Annotated in this window: 16 protein-coding genes and 1 pseudogene; 6 read left to right on the top strand and 11 right to left on the bottom strand. The window is 71.0% G+C overall.

Annotated elements, in window-relative coordinates; translation table 11 throughout:
• The 4 genes and pseudogenes from Ato02nite_RS14110 to Ato02nite_RS14095 form a co-directional block, all read right to left on the bottom strand.
• Positions 1-243 (bottom strand): annotated as a pseudogene (locus tag Ato02nite_RS14110) (hypothetical protein); the annotation flags it as partial.
• A 75-nt stretch (positions 244-318) separates the two neighbouring features.
• Entirely contained in the window at positions 319-840 is a 522-nt protein-coding gene (locus tag Ato02nite_RS14105; protein WP_213006924.1) for a DUF1360 domain-containing protein, read from the bottom strand.
• A gap of 64 nt (positions 841-904) precedes the next feature.
• On the bottom strand, positions 905-1,738 hold the full coding sequence (gene ku, locus Ato02nite_RS14100) for a non-homologous end joining protein Ku (protein WP_213006923.1): 834 nt from the start codon (positions 1,736-1,738) through the stop codon (positions 905-907).
• A gap of 10 nt (positions 1,739-1,748) precedes the next feature.
• Positions 1,749-2,219, bottom strand: a complete 471-nt coding sequence (locus Ato02nite_RS14095; protein ID WP_213006922.1) for a DNA polymerase ligase N-terminal domain-containing protein — start codon at positions 2,217-2,219, stop codon at positions 1,749-1,751.
• Positions 2,220-2,273: 54 nt separating this feature from the next.
• Between Ato02nite_RS14095 and Ato02nite_RS14090 the strand changes: the two genes are divergently transcribed.
• A complete protein-coding gene (locus tag Ato02nite_RS14090) occupies positions 2,274-3,938 on the top strand; it encodes a DEAD/DEAH box helicase (protein WP_213006921.1) in 1,665 nt (554 codons plus the stop codon).
• Here Ato02nite_RS14090 and Ato02nite_RS14085 read toward each other — a convergent pair.
• From Ato02nite_RS14085 to Ato02nite_RS14070, 4 genes are all read right to left on the bottom strand, one after another.
• The gene (locus Ato02nite_RS14085) at positions 3,935-5,182 is read right to left on the bottom strand and encodes an RNA polymerase sigma factor (protein WP_213006920.1); all 1,248 of its coding nucleotides are present in this window, start codon (positions 5,180-5,182) and stop codon (positions 3,935-3,937) included. The genes Ato02nite_RS14090 and Ato02nite_RS14085 overlap by 4 nt on opposite strands.
• Positions 5,183-5,192: 10 nt before the next feature.
• On the bottom strand, positions 5,193-5,621 hold the full coding sequence (locus Ato02nite_RS14080) for a YciI family protein (RefSeq protein ID WP_213006919.1): 429 nt from the start codon (positions 5,619-5,621) through the stop codon (positions 5,193-5,195).
• 82 nt (positions 5,622-5,703) lie between these two features.
• Positions 5,704-6,672: an aldo/keto reductase gene (locus Ato02nite_RS14075; protein ID WP_213006918.1), complete on the bottom strand. Its 969-nt coding sequence runs from the start codon at positions 6,670-6,672 to the stop codon at positions 5,704-5,706.
• Positions 6,669-8,051, bottom strand: coding sequence for an MFS transporter (locus Ato02nite_RS14070; protein WP_213006917.1), 1,383 nt, complete (start codon positions 8,049-8,051; stop codon positions 6,669-6,671). The genes Ato02nite_RS14075 and Ato02nite_RS14070 overlap by 4 nt, the downstream gene beginning before the upstream one ends.
• Positions 8,052-8,152: 101 nt before the next feature.
• Here Ato02nite_RS14070 and Ato02nite_RS14065 point away from each other — a divergent pair, with 101 nt between their 5' ends.
• Entirely contained in the window at positions 8,153-8,998 is an 846-nt protein-coding gene (locus tag Ato02nite_RS14065; protein ID WP_213006916.1) for a helix-turn-helix transcriptional regulator, read from the top strand.
• Here Ato02nite_RS14065 and Ato02nite_RS14060 read toward each other — a convergent pair.
• The gene (locus Ato02nite_RS14060) at positions 8,988-11,117 is read right to left on the bottom strand and encodes a transglycosylase domain-containing protein (RefSeq protein ID WP_213006915.1); all 2,130 of its coding nucleotides are present in this window, start codon (positions 11,115-11,117) and stop codon (positions 8,988-8,990) included. The two genes, Ato02nite_RS14065 and Ato02nite_RS14060, sit on opposite strands and share 11 nt — an antisense overlap.
• A gap of 86 nt (positions 11,118-11,203) precedes the next feature.
• On the opposite strand from Ato02nite_RS14060, the gene Ato02nite_RS14055 reads away from it, so the two are divergent.
• Positions 11,204-11,686 (top strand): nitroreductase/quinone reductase family protein, encoded by a 483-nt coding sequence (locus Ato02nite_RS14055; protein WP_246606878.1) that lies wholly within the window; start codon positions 11,204-11,206, stop codon positions 11,684-11,686.
• Here Ato02nite_RS14055 and Ato02nite_RS14050 read toward each other — a convergent pair.
• Positions 11,627-12,214 (bottom strand): TetR/AcrR family transcriptional regulator, encoded by a 588-nt coding sequence (locus tag Ato02nite_RS14050; RefSeq protein ID WP_246606877.1) that lies wholly within the window; start codon positions 12,212-12,214, stop codon positions 11,627-11,629. The genes Ato02nite_RS14055 and Ato02nite_RS14050 overlap by 60 nt on opposite strands.
• Positions 12,215-12,310: 96 nt before the next feature.
• On the opposite strand from Ato02nite_RS14050, the gene Ato02nite_RS14045 reads away from it, so the two are divergent.
• From Ato02nite_RS14045 to Ato02nite_RS14035, 3 genes are all read left to right on the top strand, one after another.
• On the top strand, positions 12,311-13,165 hold the full coding sequence (locus tag Ato02nite_RS14045; protein WP_213006914.1) for an aldo/keto reductase: 855 nt from the start codon (positions 12,311-12,313) through the stop codon (positions 13,163-13,165).
• A gap of 92 nt (positions 13,166-13,257) precedes the next feature.
• Positions 13,258-14,688 carry a rifampin monooxygenase gene (gene rox / locus Ato02nite_RS14040; RefSeq protein ID WP_213006913.1) on the top strand — a complete coding sequence of 477 codons (1,431 nt, stop codon included), beginning with the start codon at positions 13,258-13,260 and terminating at the stop codon, positions 14,686-14,688.
• Between the two features lie 30 nt (positions 14,689-14,718).
• Positions 14,719-16,011: a calcium:cation antiporter family protein gene (locus Ato02nite_RS14035; protein WP_213006912.1), complete on the top strand. Its 1,293-nt coding sequence runs from the start codon at positions 14,719-14,721 to the stop codon at positions 16,009-16,011.
• Here Ato02nite_RS14035 and Ato02nite_RS14030 read toward each other — a convergent pair.
• A complete protein-coding gene (locus Ato02nite_RS14030; protein ID WP_213006911.1) occupies positions 15,986-16,771 on the bottom strand; it encodes an alpha/beta hydrolase in 786 nt (261 codons plus the stop codon). The two genes, Ato02nite_RS14035 and Ato02nite_RS14030, sit on opposite strands and share 26 nt — an antisense overlap.
• Between the last annotated feature and the right edge of the window lie 22 nt (positions 16,772-16,793).

Below are 16,793 nucleotides of genomic sequence, written 5' to 3'. Positions count from 1 at the left end.
GCTCACCGTCTCGGTCTTCGGCGGGCGGGGCTTGGGGGTCGTGTCGGTCAGGCCCGGCTGCTCGGCGGGCACCGAGGCCGGGGCGCCCAGCAGGCTCTTGGCCTTCTCCTGCGCCTGGATGACGGTCGGGTTCGCGCGCACCTTGCGGGCGGTCTCGGCGATCTGCTCGTACTTCTCGCGGCCGGCCCGGGAACCCAGCACGTAACCCACCGCGACTCCGGCGGCCAACTTAAGCATCTTCATCAGATATCCACTCCGTGTTCTCTCGCTCCTGCGCCATCAGAAGGTTGCCCGCCGCGGGAAGGCCCAAACGCCGTTTCATCCCTCGGTGCTCTTCTTGGCGGCGTCGTAGGCGAACTGCAGAAAATCGGAGACCGCGGTCGCGGTCAGGACGGTCGCGCCCAGCCGGGTCAGCCGCGGCGCCAGCACCAGGCCGCCGGTCAGGCCGGTGGCCACCCACACGGCGAGGCAGAACGGGCAGGTGATCAGCTCGCCGAAGCCGTGCCGCACGCTGCTGCCGGAATCCCGGACCTCCTCGTTGAGCTCGCCGGCCCCGGCCGGACCGGAGTACTCGGCGAACGGGGCGCGCAGCGGGCTGGTGACCGCGTCCTTGGCCAGCAGCCGGCTCAGCTTGTGGGTGGCCATCGAGACCAGCGCGACGTCCTTGAGGGACGGCCGCTCGGGAACCGGCCGGCCGGTGGCGCGGGCGGCGACGGCGAGGGCGACGGCCAGCCCGCCGAAGGCTCCCATCGCGGTCACGTAGCCGTCCAGCGGCCGATGCTCGTGCGGTGCGTAGCCGTCGGCGGCTCGCGACATCCTGTCCCGGACGGTGTTGAACATCCGCGTTCTCCTCGGATCGGGGGTGAACTGCGTCTACCCCCGAAAAGCTCGGTGAATCCGTACGTCAGGAGGCCTTTTTCTTGGTCGCGGCCTTCTTGGCCGGCTTCGCGGAGCGGCGCTTCTGGGCGTTCTCCACGCTGCGCTTGAGCACCTCGAACAGGTCGGTCACGTTGGTCGGCTCCGGCGCGGCCTCGGCCACCGTGACCTTCTTGCCGGCGCTCTTCTGCTTGATCAGCTTTTTCACCCGGTCGGTGTAGGTGTCCCGGAAGTCCTTGGGCTTCCACGGGCCGGCCATCGAGTCGATCAGCTGCTGGGCCATGGCGAGCTCGGCCTTCTTGGCGGCACCGCGCCGGGGCAGGCCGTCGATCTCCGCCTTGGGGTCGCGCACCTCGTCGGCGAAGTACATCGTCTGCAGGATCAACAGGTCCTTCTCGGCCCGGATCGCGGCCAGGTACTCCTTGCCCCGCATGACCAGCGTGCCGATGGCGGCCCGGTTCGCGTCGGTCATCGCGTCCCGCAGCAGCCCGTACACCTTGGCCGTCTCCTTCTTGCCCGGGCCGAGGTAGTAGGTCCGCTGGTAGTAAAGCGGGTCGATGTCGTCCAGGTCGACGAAGCGGTCGATCTCCAGACTGCGGGACTGGCCGGGTGCGACCGAGTCGAGTTCGTCGGCGTCCAGCATCACGTAATCGCCGCCGCTCACCTCGGCACCCTTGACGATGTCGTCGTAGTCCACCTCCTTGCCGGTGCGCTCGTTGACCCGCTTGTACCGGATCCGGTCGGACGTGTCCTTCTCGAACTGGTGAAACGACACCTCGTGCTCGTGGGTCGCCGAATACATCGAGACCGGCACCGAGACCAGCCCGAACGTGATCGCCCCGGTCCAGATGGGCCGCGCCATGTGAACTCCTTCAGGTCGCCTTGACTTCGTCGTTCGTACGGCCGGTCAGCACCGACCGCGGGTGGTCCTCGGCATCCCAGCCCTCGACCGCGAACTCGTCCCGTTTGTGCAGCAACAGCCAGTCCTTGCCGCGGGTGTGGATCAGGACGAACCGGCCGTGCAGCTTTACGCCGTACAGATCGAAATGAAGCTCGCCGGCGGCCAGAGCCGCCGCCGGATCGGCCGCCTCGTCCGGCACCCAGGTCCCGTTGTCCCAGACGATCACGTCGCCGCCGCCGTACTTCCCGGCGCCGATCACGCCCTCGAAGTCGGCGTGGCTCAGCGCGTGGTCCTCGACCCGGTAGGCACCGCGACGCACCGCCGGATCGAGCGTCGGACCTTTCGGCACGGCCCAGCTGACCAGCACACCGTCGAGTTCCAGCCGGAAGTCGTAGTGCAGCCGGCTGGCCCGGTGCCGCTGGACGACAAAGCCACGCTCCATACCGCCGGAATACCCGAATCCGAGCGAGAACCAACTACTCCTATGGTTGTCACCATGGAAAATGATCCGTTCGAGTCCGTGGCGGGCTTCGCCGCACTGGGGTTGCGGGCGGAACTGCTCCGTGCACTGACCAGCCTCGGCTACGAAGAACCGACCCCGATCCAGCAGGAGGCGATCCCGCCGCTGGTGGCCGGCCACGACCTGGTGGGCCAGGCGGCGACCGGCACCGGCAAGACCGCCGCGTTCGCGCTGCCCGTGCTGCAGTCGCTGACCGCCGGCCGGCGGGACGCCGGCCCGGGGGCGCTGGTGCTCGTGCCGACCCGCGAACTGGCCGAGCAGGTGTCCCAGGCCGTCCATCGGTACGGCCGTGAGCTGGGCGTTCGCGTGCTGCCGGTGTACGGCGGGCAGCCGATCGGACGCCAGCTGCAGGCGCTGGCCCGCGGCGTGGACGTCGTCGTCGGCACGCCGGGCCGGGTGCTCGACCACATCGAGCGGGCCACCCTGAAGCTGGGCGACGTACGCACCGTCGTGCTCGACGAGGCCGACGAGATGCTGGACATGGGCTTCGCCGAGGACATCGAGGCGATCCTGGCCGAGACGCCGGAGAGCCGGCAGACCGTCCTCTTCTCGGCCACGATGCCGCCCCGCATCGACGGCATCGCCCGCCGCCACCTGCGCGACCCGGTCCGAATCACGATGGGCCGCAAGGGTGTCGAACCGGGCGAGCTGCCGCTGGTCCGGCAGAGCGCCTACATCGTCGCCCGCGCCCACAAGACGGCCGCCCTCGGCCGGATCCTCGACGTGGAGGCGCCGACCTCGGCGATCGTCTTCTGCCGCACCCGGGAAGAGGTCGACCAGGTCACCGAGACGCTGAACGGCCGTGGTTACCGGGCCGAGGCCCTGCACGGCGGGATGAGCCAGGACCAGCGCGACCGGGTGATGGGCCGGCTGCGCGCCGGCACCACCGAGCTGCTGGTCGCGACCGACGTGGCGGCTCGCGGCCTGGACGTCGAACAGCTGACCCACGTGATCAACTTCAACGTGCCGGCCGCCCCCGAGGCGTACGTGCACCGGATCGGCCGGGTCGGCCGGGCCGGCCGCGAGGGCTCCGCGATCACCCTCGCCGAACCGCGCGAGCAGCGGATGCTCAAGGCCATCGAGCGGCTCACCGGCCAGCGCATCACCCTGGAAAAACTGCCGACGGTCACCGACCTGCGCGCCCGGCGGCTGGAATTGACGCGTACGGCGTTGCAGGCCAGCCTGGAAACCGACGACCTCGAGCGGTTCCGGGTCGTCCTCGACTCGCTGACCGACGAGTTCGACGTGGAGAACATCGCCCTCGCCGCCGTGAAGCTGCTGCACGAGGCGGCCGGCGGCGACGTCGAGGAGGAAGAGATCCCGTCGCCTGCCCCGTCGGCCGGCGACCGCCGGGAGCCGCGGCAGGGTGGTGGCCGGCGGGACCGGCCGTCCGACTCGAGCGTGGCCCGGCTGTTCTTCGGTATCGGCCGGCGGGCCGGGCTGCGCCCGCAGGACCTGGTCGGCGCGATCGCCGGCGAGTCCGGGCTCAGCGCCCGGGACATCGGCGCCATCCAGATCACCGACCGGTTCTCCCTGGTCGAGGTGCCGGAGCCGGCCGCCGACATGGTCATCGCGGCGATGCAGCGCAGCACCATCCGGGGCCGGCGCCCCACGGTCCGCCGGGAGCGCTTCGTCCGTTAAAGGGCGGCGGCGCGGTCCAGCAGCAGGGTGCGCTCCCGCTCGTTGCGGGTCAGCGACGCCGCCCGCTCGAACTCCACCCGCGCCTCGGCGGGCCGGCCCAGCCGGACCAGGAAGTCGCCGCGCACGCTGGGCAGCAGGTGATAGCTCCGCAGGGCCGGGACGGCCATCAGCTGGTCCAGCAGCGCCAGCCCGGTCGCCGGCCCGAACGCCATGGACAGCGCCACCGCACGGTTCAGCTCGACCACCGGGGACGGCATCGCCTCGGCCAGCCGCTCGTAGAGCCGGGCGATGCGCTCCCAGTCGGTGTCGGTGAAGCGGCGGGCCCGGGCGTGGCAGGCGGCGATGGCTGCCTGCAGCACGTACGGGCCGGGCTGGCCGTTCAGGGCCTCGGCCCACTCCAGCGCGGCCAGGCCGCGGCGGATCAGCAGCTGGTCCCAGTGGGCCCGGTTCTGGTCGGCCAGCAGGATCGGCTCGCCGGCCGGGCCGGTGCGCGCGGCCGCCCGGGAGGCCTGGATCTCCATCAGCGCCACCAGGCCGTGCACCTCGGGTTCGCGCGGGGCCAGCCGGGCCAGGACCCGGCCCAGCCGCAGGGCGTCCTCGCACAGCGCCGGCCGCATCCAGTCGTCGCCGGCGGTGGCCGAATAGCCCTCGTTGAAGATCAGGTAGACGACCTCGAGCACCGACGCGAGCCGGGCCGCCAGCTCCGCGCCCTGCGGCACCTCGAACGGCACCCCGGCGCCGGCCAGTGTCTTCTTGGCCCGCACGATCCGCTGCGCCACGGTCGTTTCCGGCACCAGGAAGGCCCGGGCGATCTCCCCGGTGGTCAGGCCACCGAGGAGTCGCAGGGTCAGCGCGGTGCGGGCCTCGGTGGACAGCACCGGATGGCAGGCCACGAACACCAGCCGCAGCCGGTCGTCGCCGATGCCGTCGTCCTCGGCCACCGACGCGGCGATGTCCGGGGTGGATTCCGCCAGGTCCCGGCCGACCTCCTCGACCTTGCGCCGGAAGGTCTCGTCGCGCCGGATCTGGTCGACGGCCCGGCGCTTCGCGACGGTCATCAACCACGCACCCGGATTGCTCGGCACGCCGCCGTCCGGCCACTGCTCCAGCGCCGCGACCAGCGCGTCCTGAGCCAACTCCTCGGCCACGCCGACGTCGCGCACGAGCCTGCTCAGTCCGGCGATGAGCCGCGGCGCCTCGATCCGCCAGACGGCCTCGATCGCGCGGTGGGTGTCAGTGGCCACGGCCCCCGGTTTACCAGATGCCCTTGGCGTCCCGCTCCTTGACGGCCTGCTGCTGCTCGGCGGTCATGTTGTCGCCGAAGTCCTCGGCGCCGTAGACCCGGCGGATCTCGAGGTTGGTCGAGTCCCCGTTGCTCAGCCGCGGGGCCGGGTAGCGCTTGAACCACTCGACGCACTCCTCGATCGACTTCATCTCGACCAGGAAGAAGCCGGCGATGAGCTCTTTGGTCTCGGTGAACGGCCCGTCCACCACGGTCTTGGCGTCGCCGTCGAAGTAGATCCGCACGCCCTGGGCGCTGGGCGTGATGCCCTCGGCGGCCAGCAGCACACCGGCGTCGACCATCTCCTCGATGAACTTGCCGGCCGTCTCGAACTCCTCGGTGGCGGGCTGCACACCGGCCTCGCTGTCCGCGGTGGCCTTCGTGATCACCAAGAATCGCATTGCTGTCTCCTCCGGTCAGGGTGCTCTTTCACCTACGCGTCGGTTGGCGACCGGCCCGTTCGACACCCGGCCAGAAAGTTTTTCACCACCAGTAGTTGTCCTGCGGTGTGTAGCTCCGCTCCAGCTCGGCGATCTCGTCGCCGGTGAGTTCGAGGTCCAGGGCGGCGACGGCGTCGGGCAGGTGGTTCGGCTTGGTGGCGCCGACGATCGGGCAGGAGACGACCGGCTTGGACAGCACCCAGGCCAGCGCGACCTGCGCCATCGGAACGCCACGGGCCTCGGCGACCTTCTGCACCGCGTCCACCACCGGCCGGTCGGCCTCCCGATCGAAGGCCTTGGCCACGGCGTCCGCGTCGGACCGGGCCGTCGGCCGCCCCCAGGGCCGGGCCGCCCGGCCTTTCGCGAGCGGAGAGTACGGGGTGAGGCCGACGCCCTGATCGAGGCACATCGGGATCATGTCCCGCTCCTCCTCCCGCTTGAGCACGTTGTACTGGTCCTGCATGGCCGCGAACGTCGTCCCGCCGCCGGCCACCGCGGCGTGCTGCATCTTCGCGAACTGCCACGCCCACATCGACGAGGCACCCAGGTAGCGCACCTTGCCCGCGCGCACCACGTCGTCCAGCACCGCCATGGTCTCCTCGACCGGTGTCTCGGCGTCGAACCGGTGGACGTAGTAGACGTCGAGATAGTCGGTGCCCAGCCGGCGCAGGGACGCGTCGACCTGCTCGAGGATCGCCTTGCGGGACAGGCCGCTGCCGCCGGGCCCGTCGTGCATCCGGCCGCTCACCTTCGTGGCGAGCACGATGTCCTCCCGCCGGGAGAACCGGTTGATCGCCCGGCCGACGAACTCCTCCGAGGTGCCGCCCTGGTAGACGTTCGCGGTGTCCCAGAACGTGACGCCCAGCTCGACGGCCTGCCGGAAGAAGGCCGCCGCCTCGTCCTCGCCCAGCGTCCAGGCGTGCATGCCGGCGGCGGCGTCGCCGTAACTCATGCACCCCAGCCCGATCCGGCTCACTTTCAGACCCGTACGCCCCAGTCGCGTGAACTTCACGTCATCACCTCTTCCCTCGTTGTTTGTACCCGCAGCCCGATCAGGGCGGTGCCGAACAGCAGACCCGCGGCGACCGCCAGACTGGTCCGCATGCCGGGCAGGAAGGTCGCCGAGCCGGCCATCAGCGACCCGAAGACGGCGATCGCGACCGCCCCGCCGACCTGCCGGAACGTGTTGAACACCGCGCTGGCGGTGCCGGCCAGACCCGGGGCGACGCCGCTGAGCACCACGCCGGTGACCGCGGGCATGGCCAGCGAGCCGCCCGCGCCGATCGGGATGAGGCACACCGCGACCAGCGGGACCGACCGCAGGTGGACGGTGGCGACCAGGGCGACCAGCCCGGCCACCATGGCCAGCTGACCCGCGACGACCGGCAGCCGCGGCCCGAACCGGTTGGTGACCGGCCCGCTGGCGAGGTTGCCGGCGATGGCGAAGACCGCCGACGGGATGTAGACCAGCCCGGCGTGCAGTGCGGACAGGCCCAGGTACTGCTGCAGGAAGAGGCTGGTGGCGAAGACGTTGCCGTAGTTGCCGACCATGAAGGCGAACCCGGCCGACAGCGCGATCCGGAAGCCTTTCGACCCGAACAGCGCCAGCGGCATCATCGGGTGATCCCCGCGCGCCTGGACGACCACGAACGCCACCATCGCGACCGCGGCGACCACCAGGGTGGTGACCACGACGGGCGAGGTGAACCCCAGGTGGCCGCCCTCGATGAGGCCGTAGACCAGCCCGGACAGCGCGACGATCGCCAGCACCTGCCCGGCCCAGTCGAAGCGGGCCGGCCGGGTCGGCGACGGCGCGGCCGCGAGCAGGAACAGCACCATGCCGGCCCCGACCGGCAGGTTGACGATGAACACCAGCCGCCAGTCCACGGTGGTGAGCAGCCCACCGAGCGGCTGACCCACGAGCGCGGCGACCGCGCCACCCACGGCCCAGACCCCCAGCGCCCGGGTCCGGCGCCCGGTGTCCGGGAACGCCTCCCGGATCAGGGCCATCGACGCCGGCAACATCACCGCAGCCCCGGCCCCCTGCACGCAGCGGGCGGCGACGAGCATCCCGATGCTCGGTGCGGCCGCGCAGGCGGCGGAGGCCAGGGTGAACGCGACGATGCCCAGGACGAGGGCCTTCTTGGCGCCGACCCGGTCGGCCAGATTGCCGGCGAACAGCAGCAGCGAGGCGAACACCAGGGTGTACCCGTCGATCGTCCACTGCTGCCCGGCGGTGCCGCCGCCCAGCTCCCGGGTGATGTTCGGCAGCGCGACGTTGACGATCGAGATGTCGAGGGTGATCAGGAAGAACCCGAGCGACCCGACCGCCAGGACGGTACGTGCGTGCGGGGCCGATCTGCTGGCCGGGATCGTTACGGAGGTCTTCACGGAACCATGCAACCCCGGCGTGCACCGGCGCGGGAGGGCGGGTTTATCGGGGGGACAATCTCCACCCCCTTTCCGCTCGGGGCGTGTCGTAGCGTCATGACATGGACAACCGAGCCGAGATCCGGGAGTTCCTCACCACGAGGCGCGCGAAGATCACGCCAGAGCAGGTGGGCCTGCCCCCGGGCGGGGGAACCCGCCGGGTGCCCGGCCTCCGCCGCGAAGAGGTCGCCGTCCTGGCCGGTGTCTCGACCGACTGGTATGTCCGGCTGGAGAAGGGGCACATCGACGGGGTCTCCGACGACGTGCTCGACGCGGTCGCCCGCGCCCTGCGCCTCGACGACGCCGAACGGCTGCACCTGTTCAACCTGGCCCGCGCCGCGAAGCCGCAGCGAGCCAACCGGACCCGGCGGAACCCGCCCGGGCTGCACCCGAGCGTGCGACGGGTCATCGACTCGATGAGCACCCCGGCCTTCGTTCGCAACGGGCGCCTGGACGTCCTGGCCATCAATACGCTCGGCCGTGCGCTCTACTCGCCGATCTTCGAAGATCCGGCCCGGCCGGCGAACATGGCCCGGTTCTGCTTCCTCGACCCGGCGTCGCAGATCTTCTATCCCGGCTGGGCGGACGTCGCTCGCTCCACCGTCGCCGTGCTGCGCGCCGCAGCCGGCCGTGATCCTCATGACCGGGAACTGACCGATCTGGTCGGCGAGCTCGCCACCCGCAGCGACGTCTTCCGCACCGAATGGGCCTCCCACAACGTCACGCTGCACCAGCACGGCAGCAAACACTTCCGGCACCCGCTGGTCGGCCTGATCGACGTCACGTTCGACTCCATGCCGCTGCCGGCCGACCCGGGCCTGACGCTGACCGCCTACAGCACCGAGCCGGGCTCGCCGTCCGAGGAAGCGCTGAACCTGCTCGCCAGTTGGACCGCCGTCAGGGCTTGAGGAACTGCACGCTGGGTTTGTCGCGCATGTAGTCGCCCACCGTGTTCCAGACCGCCGGGTTGACCGTGCCGTGATCCATGTGTTGCGTGGTCTGCGGCCAGTCGGTGTCGGCCAGGTAGCCGGCCACCACGATCGACGTGGTGCCCAGGATGAGGGCGGCGGTCTTGGAGCTGTCGGTGGTGCCGGTCTTGCCGAAGACCGGGTGGCCGACGACGCCGTGCGCCTGGGGCGCGGTGCCGGAGCCGCCGCAATTGCCGGTCTGGGCCGAGTCGCCGACCGGGCAGCGGGCCGCGTCGACGGCCTTGCGGGCGACGTCGGCCGACACCACCGGGCGGCAGCTCGGCGCGCCGACGTCGATCTTCGCGCCGTCCTGGTCGAGGATCTGGGTGACCGGCGTCGGCGAGCAGTAGTTGCCGTCGGCGGCCAGGGTGGCGTACGCGTTGGCCAGGTCGAGCGGGGTGGACTCGGAGACGCCCAGGGTGAACGCTCCCCACTGCTCGGCGTTGCCCGGCTCGGCCAGCAACGCGTCGTTCGAGGCGCGGAACTTGATGCCGAAGTCCTCGGCGGTCCGCACCACGTTCTGCGCGCCGACCTCCTCCTCCAGCGGCACGAAGTACGTGTTCACCGAATGCCCGAACGCCGCCCACATGTTGTAGGTGCCGGCCTCGCTCTCGCCCGCGTTGCCCGGGCAGTAGAAGTGCGTGCCGGGGCAGGCGGCCGGGCTGCTCGGCGCCACGATGTAGTGCGTCTTCGCCACCTTCTCCGCCTTGATCGTCTTGGTCAGCGGGATGCCCTGCTTCAGGGCGGTCACCATGGTGAACATCTTGAAGGTGGAGCCGGCCTGGTAGCCGTCGACGTCGCCGCCACCGCTGATGATCGGGTTGGTGGTGTTGGGGTAGGTGCCCTTGAGCTTCTTGGCGGCCTTCTTCGGGTCGGACGAGATGTGGTTCCGGGATTCGTCCAGGCTGTAGGTGCGGTTCGCCGCCAGGGCCAGCACCCTGCCGGTGCCAGGTTGCACCGCGGCCAGCATCAGCGCGTCCTTGTTCTTCTTCGAGATCTGCTGGTCGATCCGTTTGAACGCGGCCGCGGTGGCGTCGAGGTCCATGCTCGTGACGATGCGGTAGCCGCCGTCGTTGAGCCGGCGCTGACGGTCGTACGTCGTGGAGCCGAACGCCTCCTGCTGCAGCCACCACCGGGTGAAGTAGTCGCAGAAGAAGCCCCACTGGTTCTTGCTGACCGAGACGCAGCCGTTGCCGACCTTCTTGACCTTCTGCGGGACCTTCTCCGCGACGGCGGCCTTCTCCTGCGCCGGGGTGATCGCGCCGGTGGTGACCATGCCGTCGAGAACGTACTGCCGGCGGGCGACGGCCTGCGGGTAGCCGCTGGTGGTGGCCGGGTTGAAGCTGGTCGGCGCCTTCACCAGACCGGCCAGCAGTGCCGCCTGCGCCACGTCCAGGTCCTTCGGGCTCTTGTTGAAGTAGATCTGGCTGGCCGCGTAGATGCCGTAGGCGCCGTTGCCGAACGGCGCGATGTTCAGGTAACGCTCGAGGATCTGCTTCTTGCTCAGCTCCTTCTCGAGCTGCAGCGCGTACTTCATCTCGGTGATCTTGCGTTTCGGGGTGTCCTGGGACGCGGCGACGACGTCTTTCGGGTCGGTCGCCGAGTATTCCAGCGACAGCCGGACGTACTGCATGGTGAGGGTGGACGCGCCCTGTTTGCTGCCGCCGCTAGAGTCACTCACCAGAGCGCGGACCGTGCCTTTGAGGTCGACGCCGTTGTGGTGGTAGAAATCGCGGTCCTCGGCGGCGACGATCGCGTTCTGCACGTTGACCGAAATCTGCGACAACGGTACGTCGCTGCGGAACTCGTCGTACATGACCGCTATCTGGGTCTTGCCGTCGGAGGCGTAGATGCGGGTGATCTGCGGCGAGCTGAAGTCGGACAACTCGCTGGGCAGCGCCTCGTACGCGCTCTCGCCCGCCTTGACGGTGAGGCCGGACAGCGCCGCGGCGGGAAAGGCCGCGGCCGCGGCCACAACTCCGGTCAGCAGCCCGCAGATGAGCAGGCTCGCCGAATTGGCAAAGATGTTGTGGTCGCGGGGGCGAAACCAGGATTTCACCCCGGCAGGTTACGGGACCAGATCGAGAAACTTCCTGTGAAGTTCCTTGGTTCGAATTTCATCGACGCATTGATAGAAAAGGAACTATGACCGTGTGGAAGAGGATGTGGCGGGCCGTCGGCGCGTGGCCGGGCTTCACCCCGGTGGCCCGCAGCCTGGTCGGCGTCGACCGGTGGCTCGGCCGGATCACCCGCGGTCGCGTGGTGGCGCTGGGGATGGCCCCGTCGCTCCTGCTGACCACCACCGGCCGCCGCTCCGGGCAGCTCCGGAGCAGCCCTCTGCAATACGTCCGCGACGGTGACGACCTCATCGTGATCGCCTCCAACTGGGGCGGGCCGAACGACCCCGGCTGGGCCTGGAACCTGCGCGCCGACCCGCGCGCCCGGGTGCTGCTGGACGGCAGCGACGTGGCGGTGACCGCGCACGAGACGCAGGGCGCCGACCGCGACCACCTCTGGCAGCTGATCACCGACCAATGGCCGGGCTATCAGGCCTACCGGACCCGCGCGTCACACCGGCAGCTGCGGATCTTCCGGCTGACCCCGGGCGAGCAGGCCGTCGACGAGTAACTGCAGCATCCGGGTGGCCTGGCCGATGTCGGCGGCGGCCAGCATGATGCCGGCCATGCTGGCCGACACGTCGGCCGGCTGCACGTCGGCCCGCAGGCTGCCGTCGGCGTGGCCGGCGTCGAGGATGGTGGCGATGGCGCCGTCGAGGTGGGCGCGGGTCTGGCCGGAACTGATTGCACCGCTGGCGATCACCGCGCGCAGGGCCTCGGCCATGCCGTGCTTGGTGGCGACGAAGTCCTGGTAACGGCGCATCCATTCGCGCATGGCGTCGGCCGGCGCAAGGTTGGCCACCAGTTGCTCGGCCAGGGCGCACAGCCGGTCCAACTCGCTGCGGTAGACCTCCTCGACCAGGGCCTCACGGGACGGGAAGTTGCGGTAGAGCGTGCCGACGCCCACCCCGGCCTCGTGTGCGATGTCCTCGATCTTGACGGGGTCGGGCCCGGCCGCGGTGAGGACGCGGGTGGCGGCGTCGATGATGCGCTGCCGGTTGCGCCGGGCGTCCTTGCGCGCACCGGGCCGCCGCTCCAACTCGGAAACCGGAATCGCCTCCGCTTCTGCTAGCCTCGCAACGAGTCAAGCGGAATCGGTTCCGCTTACCCTCATCGTATCGGGAGGGCCACACCCATGACCACGCACGGGAAGCTCGGCGAGCACGACGTCCTGCGGGTCGGCTTCGGCGCCATGCAACTCGAACACGGCGACCCCGCCGACGCCGTCAAGGTCCTGCACCGGGCGGTCGAGCTCGGCGTCGACCACCTGGACACCGCCCAGTTCTACGGACCGGGCACGGTCAACGACCTGATCAAGACCGCATTGCATCCGTACGCCGAAAGCCTGCGCATCGTCACCAAGGTCGGCGCCGTCACGCATCCGACCGAGCGGTTGGTGGCCGCCCAGAAGCCGGCCGAGTTGCGCGCGCAGGTCGAGGCGAACCTGACCGCCCTCGGCACCGATCACCTGGCGGTGGTCAACCTCCGCCGGGCCGACCAGCCACCGGGCATCACCGCCACCGGCGACCAGGCCGTCGACCTGGACAGCCAGCTGGCCGAGCTGATCGCCCTGCGCGACGCCGGCAAGATCGGCGGCATCGGCCTGAGCCACGTCAGCCTCGCCCAGCTGCGACAGGCCCGGCCGGCCGGCATCGTCTGCGTGCAGAACCTCTACAACGTGCTCACCCGCGACCACGAGGACGTGCTGGCCGAGTGCGCCGCGCAGGGCATCGCCTGGGTGCCGTTCTTCCCGCTCGGGTCGGCCTTCGACGGTTTCCCCAGCGTCGCCGGCCACCCGGTGGTCGTCGCGCAGGCCGAGCGCCTCGGCATCACCCCGGCCCAGGCCGGGCTGGCCTGGCTGCTCGGGCACAGCCCCACCACACTGCTGATCCCCGGCACCCGCGACCTCGGACACCTGGCGGAGAACGTCGCGGTCGCCCGGATCGAGCTGGACCAGGAGGCCACGGCGGCGCTGGACGCACTGGCCTGACCGGCCCTCCGTCCTCACCATATCGCCGGGCGGGGGGCTTGCGGCAAGACCCCGGTCGTGCTGCAGAATCCGACCGAAATGGGGGGATTCGAATGTTCGACGTAATCATTGCCGGCGGCGGCCCGACCGGGATGATGCTCGCCGCCGAGCTGCGCTTGCACGACGTGGACGTGCTGGTGCTGGAGCGCGACCCGGAGCCGACGAAGATCGTCCGCTCGCTCGGCCTGCACGTGCGCAGCATCGAGATCATGGACCAGCGCGGCCTGCTGGAGCGGTTCCTGGCGCACGGCACGCAGCACCGGGTCGGTGGTTTCTTCGCCGGCCTCGGCACGACGTGGCCGGAGCGGATGGACACCGCCCACGGCTACGTCCTCGGCATCCCGCAGACCGTCACCGACCGGCTGCTGACCGAGCACGCCGTCGAGGCCGGCGCCGAGGTCCGGCGGGGCAGCGAGGTGACCGGCCTGAGCCAGGACCCGGACGGCGTGACCGTCCGGCTGGCCGACGGCGCCGAGCTGCGCTCGCACTACCTGGTCGGCTGCGACGGCGGGCGGAGCACGGTGCGCCGGCTGCTCGGCGTCGGCTTCCCGGGCGAGCCGTCCCGTAACGAGACGCTGCTGGGCGTCATGGAGCTGACCGCGCCACCGGCCGAGGTGGCCGCGGTGACGGCCGAGGTCCGCAAGACCCAGCACCGGTTCGGCGCCGGGCCGGTCGGTGACGGCCCGGGGCTGTACCGGGTGATCGTGCCGGCCGCCGGGGTGGCCGAGGACCGCACGGTCCCGCCCACCCTGGACGAGTTCCGGCAGCAGCTGCGAGCGTTCGGCGGCACCGATTTCGGCGTGCACTCGCCGCGCTGGCTGTCCCGCTTCGGGGACGCCACCCGACTGGTCGACCACTACCGGGCCGGCCGGGTGTTCCTGGCCGGCGACGCCGCACACATCCACCCGCCGCTGGGCGGGCAGGGGCTCAATCTGGGCCTGCAGGACGCGTTCAACCTGGGCTGGAAGCTGGCCGCCGCGGTGGCCGGCTGGGCTCCGGCCGGGCTCCTGGACAGCTACGGGGCGGAGCGGCGGCCGGTGGCGGCCGACGTGCTCGACAACACCCGCGCCATGACGGTGCTGGTGTCGCCCGATCCGGACGCGCGGGCGGTGCGCCGGTTGATGGCCGAGCTGGCCGAGTTCGAGAACGTGAACCGCTACCTGATCGAGAAACTCACCGCTGTCGCGGTTCGCTACGACTTCGGCGCGGAGACGGACCTGGTCGGCCGGCGGCTCCGGGACGTACGGCTGAAACAGAGCCGGCTGTACGAGCTGATGCGCACCGGCCGGGGACTGCTGCTCGACCAGACCGGACGGCTGTCGGTGGCGGGCTGGGCCGGCCGCGTCGACCACGTGGTCGACGTCAGCGAGGAACTGGCGGCGCCCGCGGTGCTGCTGCGCCCGGACGGCCACGTGGCCTGGGCCGGCGACGATCAGCCGGAGCTGGTCACCCACCTGCCGAAGTGGTTCGGCGCCGGAGAGTGACGAGGGCGTAAGGCGGGTATGGGTGCGCCCATGCCCCAGAAGCGACGGCCCTGGCCGCTCCCCCTCGCCGCCGCGGTCGCCGTTCCCGGCGCCTACGCCGGGCTGGCCGACTACGCCGGACTGCCCACCGTCGAGCTGTCGCCGTTCCTGGCCGCCCTCGTCTTCGGCGCGGCCATCATCGGGGCCGCGTTCCTGCTGTCCTGGGCGGCGGAGGCGGCCGAGGTGCACGTGAGCGCCGGGGTCGCGCTGGCCTTCCTGGCCTTCCTCGCGGTGCTTCCGGAGTACGGCGTGGACTTCGTCTTCACCATGCGGGCCGGGCAGGCCGTCGCCGAGCAGGGCGAGTGCGGCGACTCGTGCGCGCTGGCCCTGGCCAACATGACCGGCGCCAACCGGGTGCTGGTCGGCATCGGCTGGCCGCTCGTGGTGCTGCTGGCCGCGCTGGTCGCCCGGCGGCACCCGAAGCGGGCCGAGGACGAGCCGAGCGTGCCCGCCCCGGGTCACGTCAAGCTCGACAAGCCGATGTCGATCGAGGTGGTGTTCCTGGCCGTCGCCACGATCTACTCGCTCACCCTGCCGCTGCGGCACACCCTGACCCTGCTGGACGCGGCCGTCCTGCTCACCATCTTCGGCCTGTACGCCTGGCGGCTGACCAAGGCGCCGGTCGAGGAGCCCAAGCTGGGCGGCACCGCGGCCTGGGTGGCGGACCGGAGCCGGGCCTGGATCCTCGGCCTGTTCCTGGTGGCGGCCGGCATCATCGTGCTCACCGCGGAACACTTCGCCGACGGCATCGTGCAGAGCGGCGAGCGCCTGCACATCGACGAGTTCCTGCTGGTGCAGTGGGCCGCGCCGGTCGCCAGCGAGGCCCCCGAGCTGATCGTGGCCTGCCTCTACGCCTGGCGGCTGCGCGCCTCGCACGCGCTCGGCACACTGCTGTCCAGCAAGGTCAACCAGTGGACGCTGCTGGTCGGCACCATCCCGATCGTGTTCGCGGTCTCCTCAGCCAGCCTGCACGGCCTGCCGCTGGACGAGCACCAGCGCTACGAGCTGCTGCTCACCGCCGCGCAGTCGCTGTTCGCGGTGAGCCTGCTGGTCAACCTGCGGCTGAGCCTGTGGGGCGCGGCGACGCTGCTGTCGCTGTTCACGGTCCAGTTCGCCGCGAGCATCCTGCTCGACGACGCGGCCAACCGGATCTTCATGCTCGCCCTGTCCGGCATCTACCTGCTCTCGGCGCTGGCGCTGTTCGCCATCCAGCACCGGGAGGGGCGCGCGCTCACCCGTACCGGCCTGATCACCGATCTCAGGGAGCCAGCCACCCAAGGGTGAAGTCGGCGATCGTGCGCCAGCCCGAGTCCACGGTGAGCGAGTGGCCGCGGTCCGGGAACTGCTTGAGCTCGGTGGTGGCGGTGGAATCCCCGTACAGCTTGTAGGCGGCCCGGGTGACGGCGTCCGGCACGGTGTGGTCCCGCTGGCCGGAGATGAACAGCAGCGGGCCGCGGGTGGTGTTGCCGATGTCGACGGCGGCCGGCGAGTCCTTGGTGAAGTTGGCCAACGCGGCCTCGAACAACGGCCGCCCCGGCGACGGGACGGTCCACCGGTCGTACAGCTCGCCGGACTCGCGCTCGTCGATCGCGTTGCCGAACCCGTACCGGAATTGTGCGGGAGTGAGGGAAACGGCCCGGCGCCGGTTCGCCGGGTTGCCGAGGACCGGGAAGCCGGAGCGCAGCTGCGCGAACGGCAGTGGTTTGACGCCTTTGATCTGCGCCGGGTCGATGGCGACGCCGGCCCGGCCGAGGCCCCGGCCGAGCAGCTTCTGGGTGATCAGCCCGCCGAACGAGTGGCCGATGATGACCGGCGCGGCGGGCAGGGTCGCGATGATCGCGGCGTAGTGGTCGGTGACGTCGTCGATGCCGTGCCCGGCGACGGCCTGCGGGGCGCGGCGGGCGGCCTCGACGGTGCCCGGCTCGCCCGGCCAGCCCGGGGCGATCGGGGCGAAACCGCGGGCGGCGAAGAGGTCGATCCACGGCTGCCAGGAGGAGGCGTGCAGCCAGAGACCGTGGATGAACAGGACGGGGGTGTTCGTCATCCCCGGACAATGGTCGGAAAGC

The organism is Paractinoplanes toevensis, from assembly GCF_018332695.1.
Taxonomy (GTDB): domain Bacteria; phylum Actinomycetota; class Actinomycetes; order Mycobacteriales; family Micromonosporaceae; genus Actinoplanes; species Actinoplanes toevensis.
The sequence above is the reverse complement of the archived record's forward strand: the minus strand, read 5'-3'. Positions and strand labels throughout refer to the sequence as shown.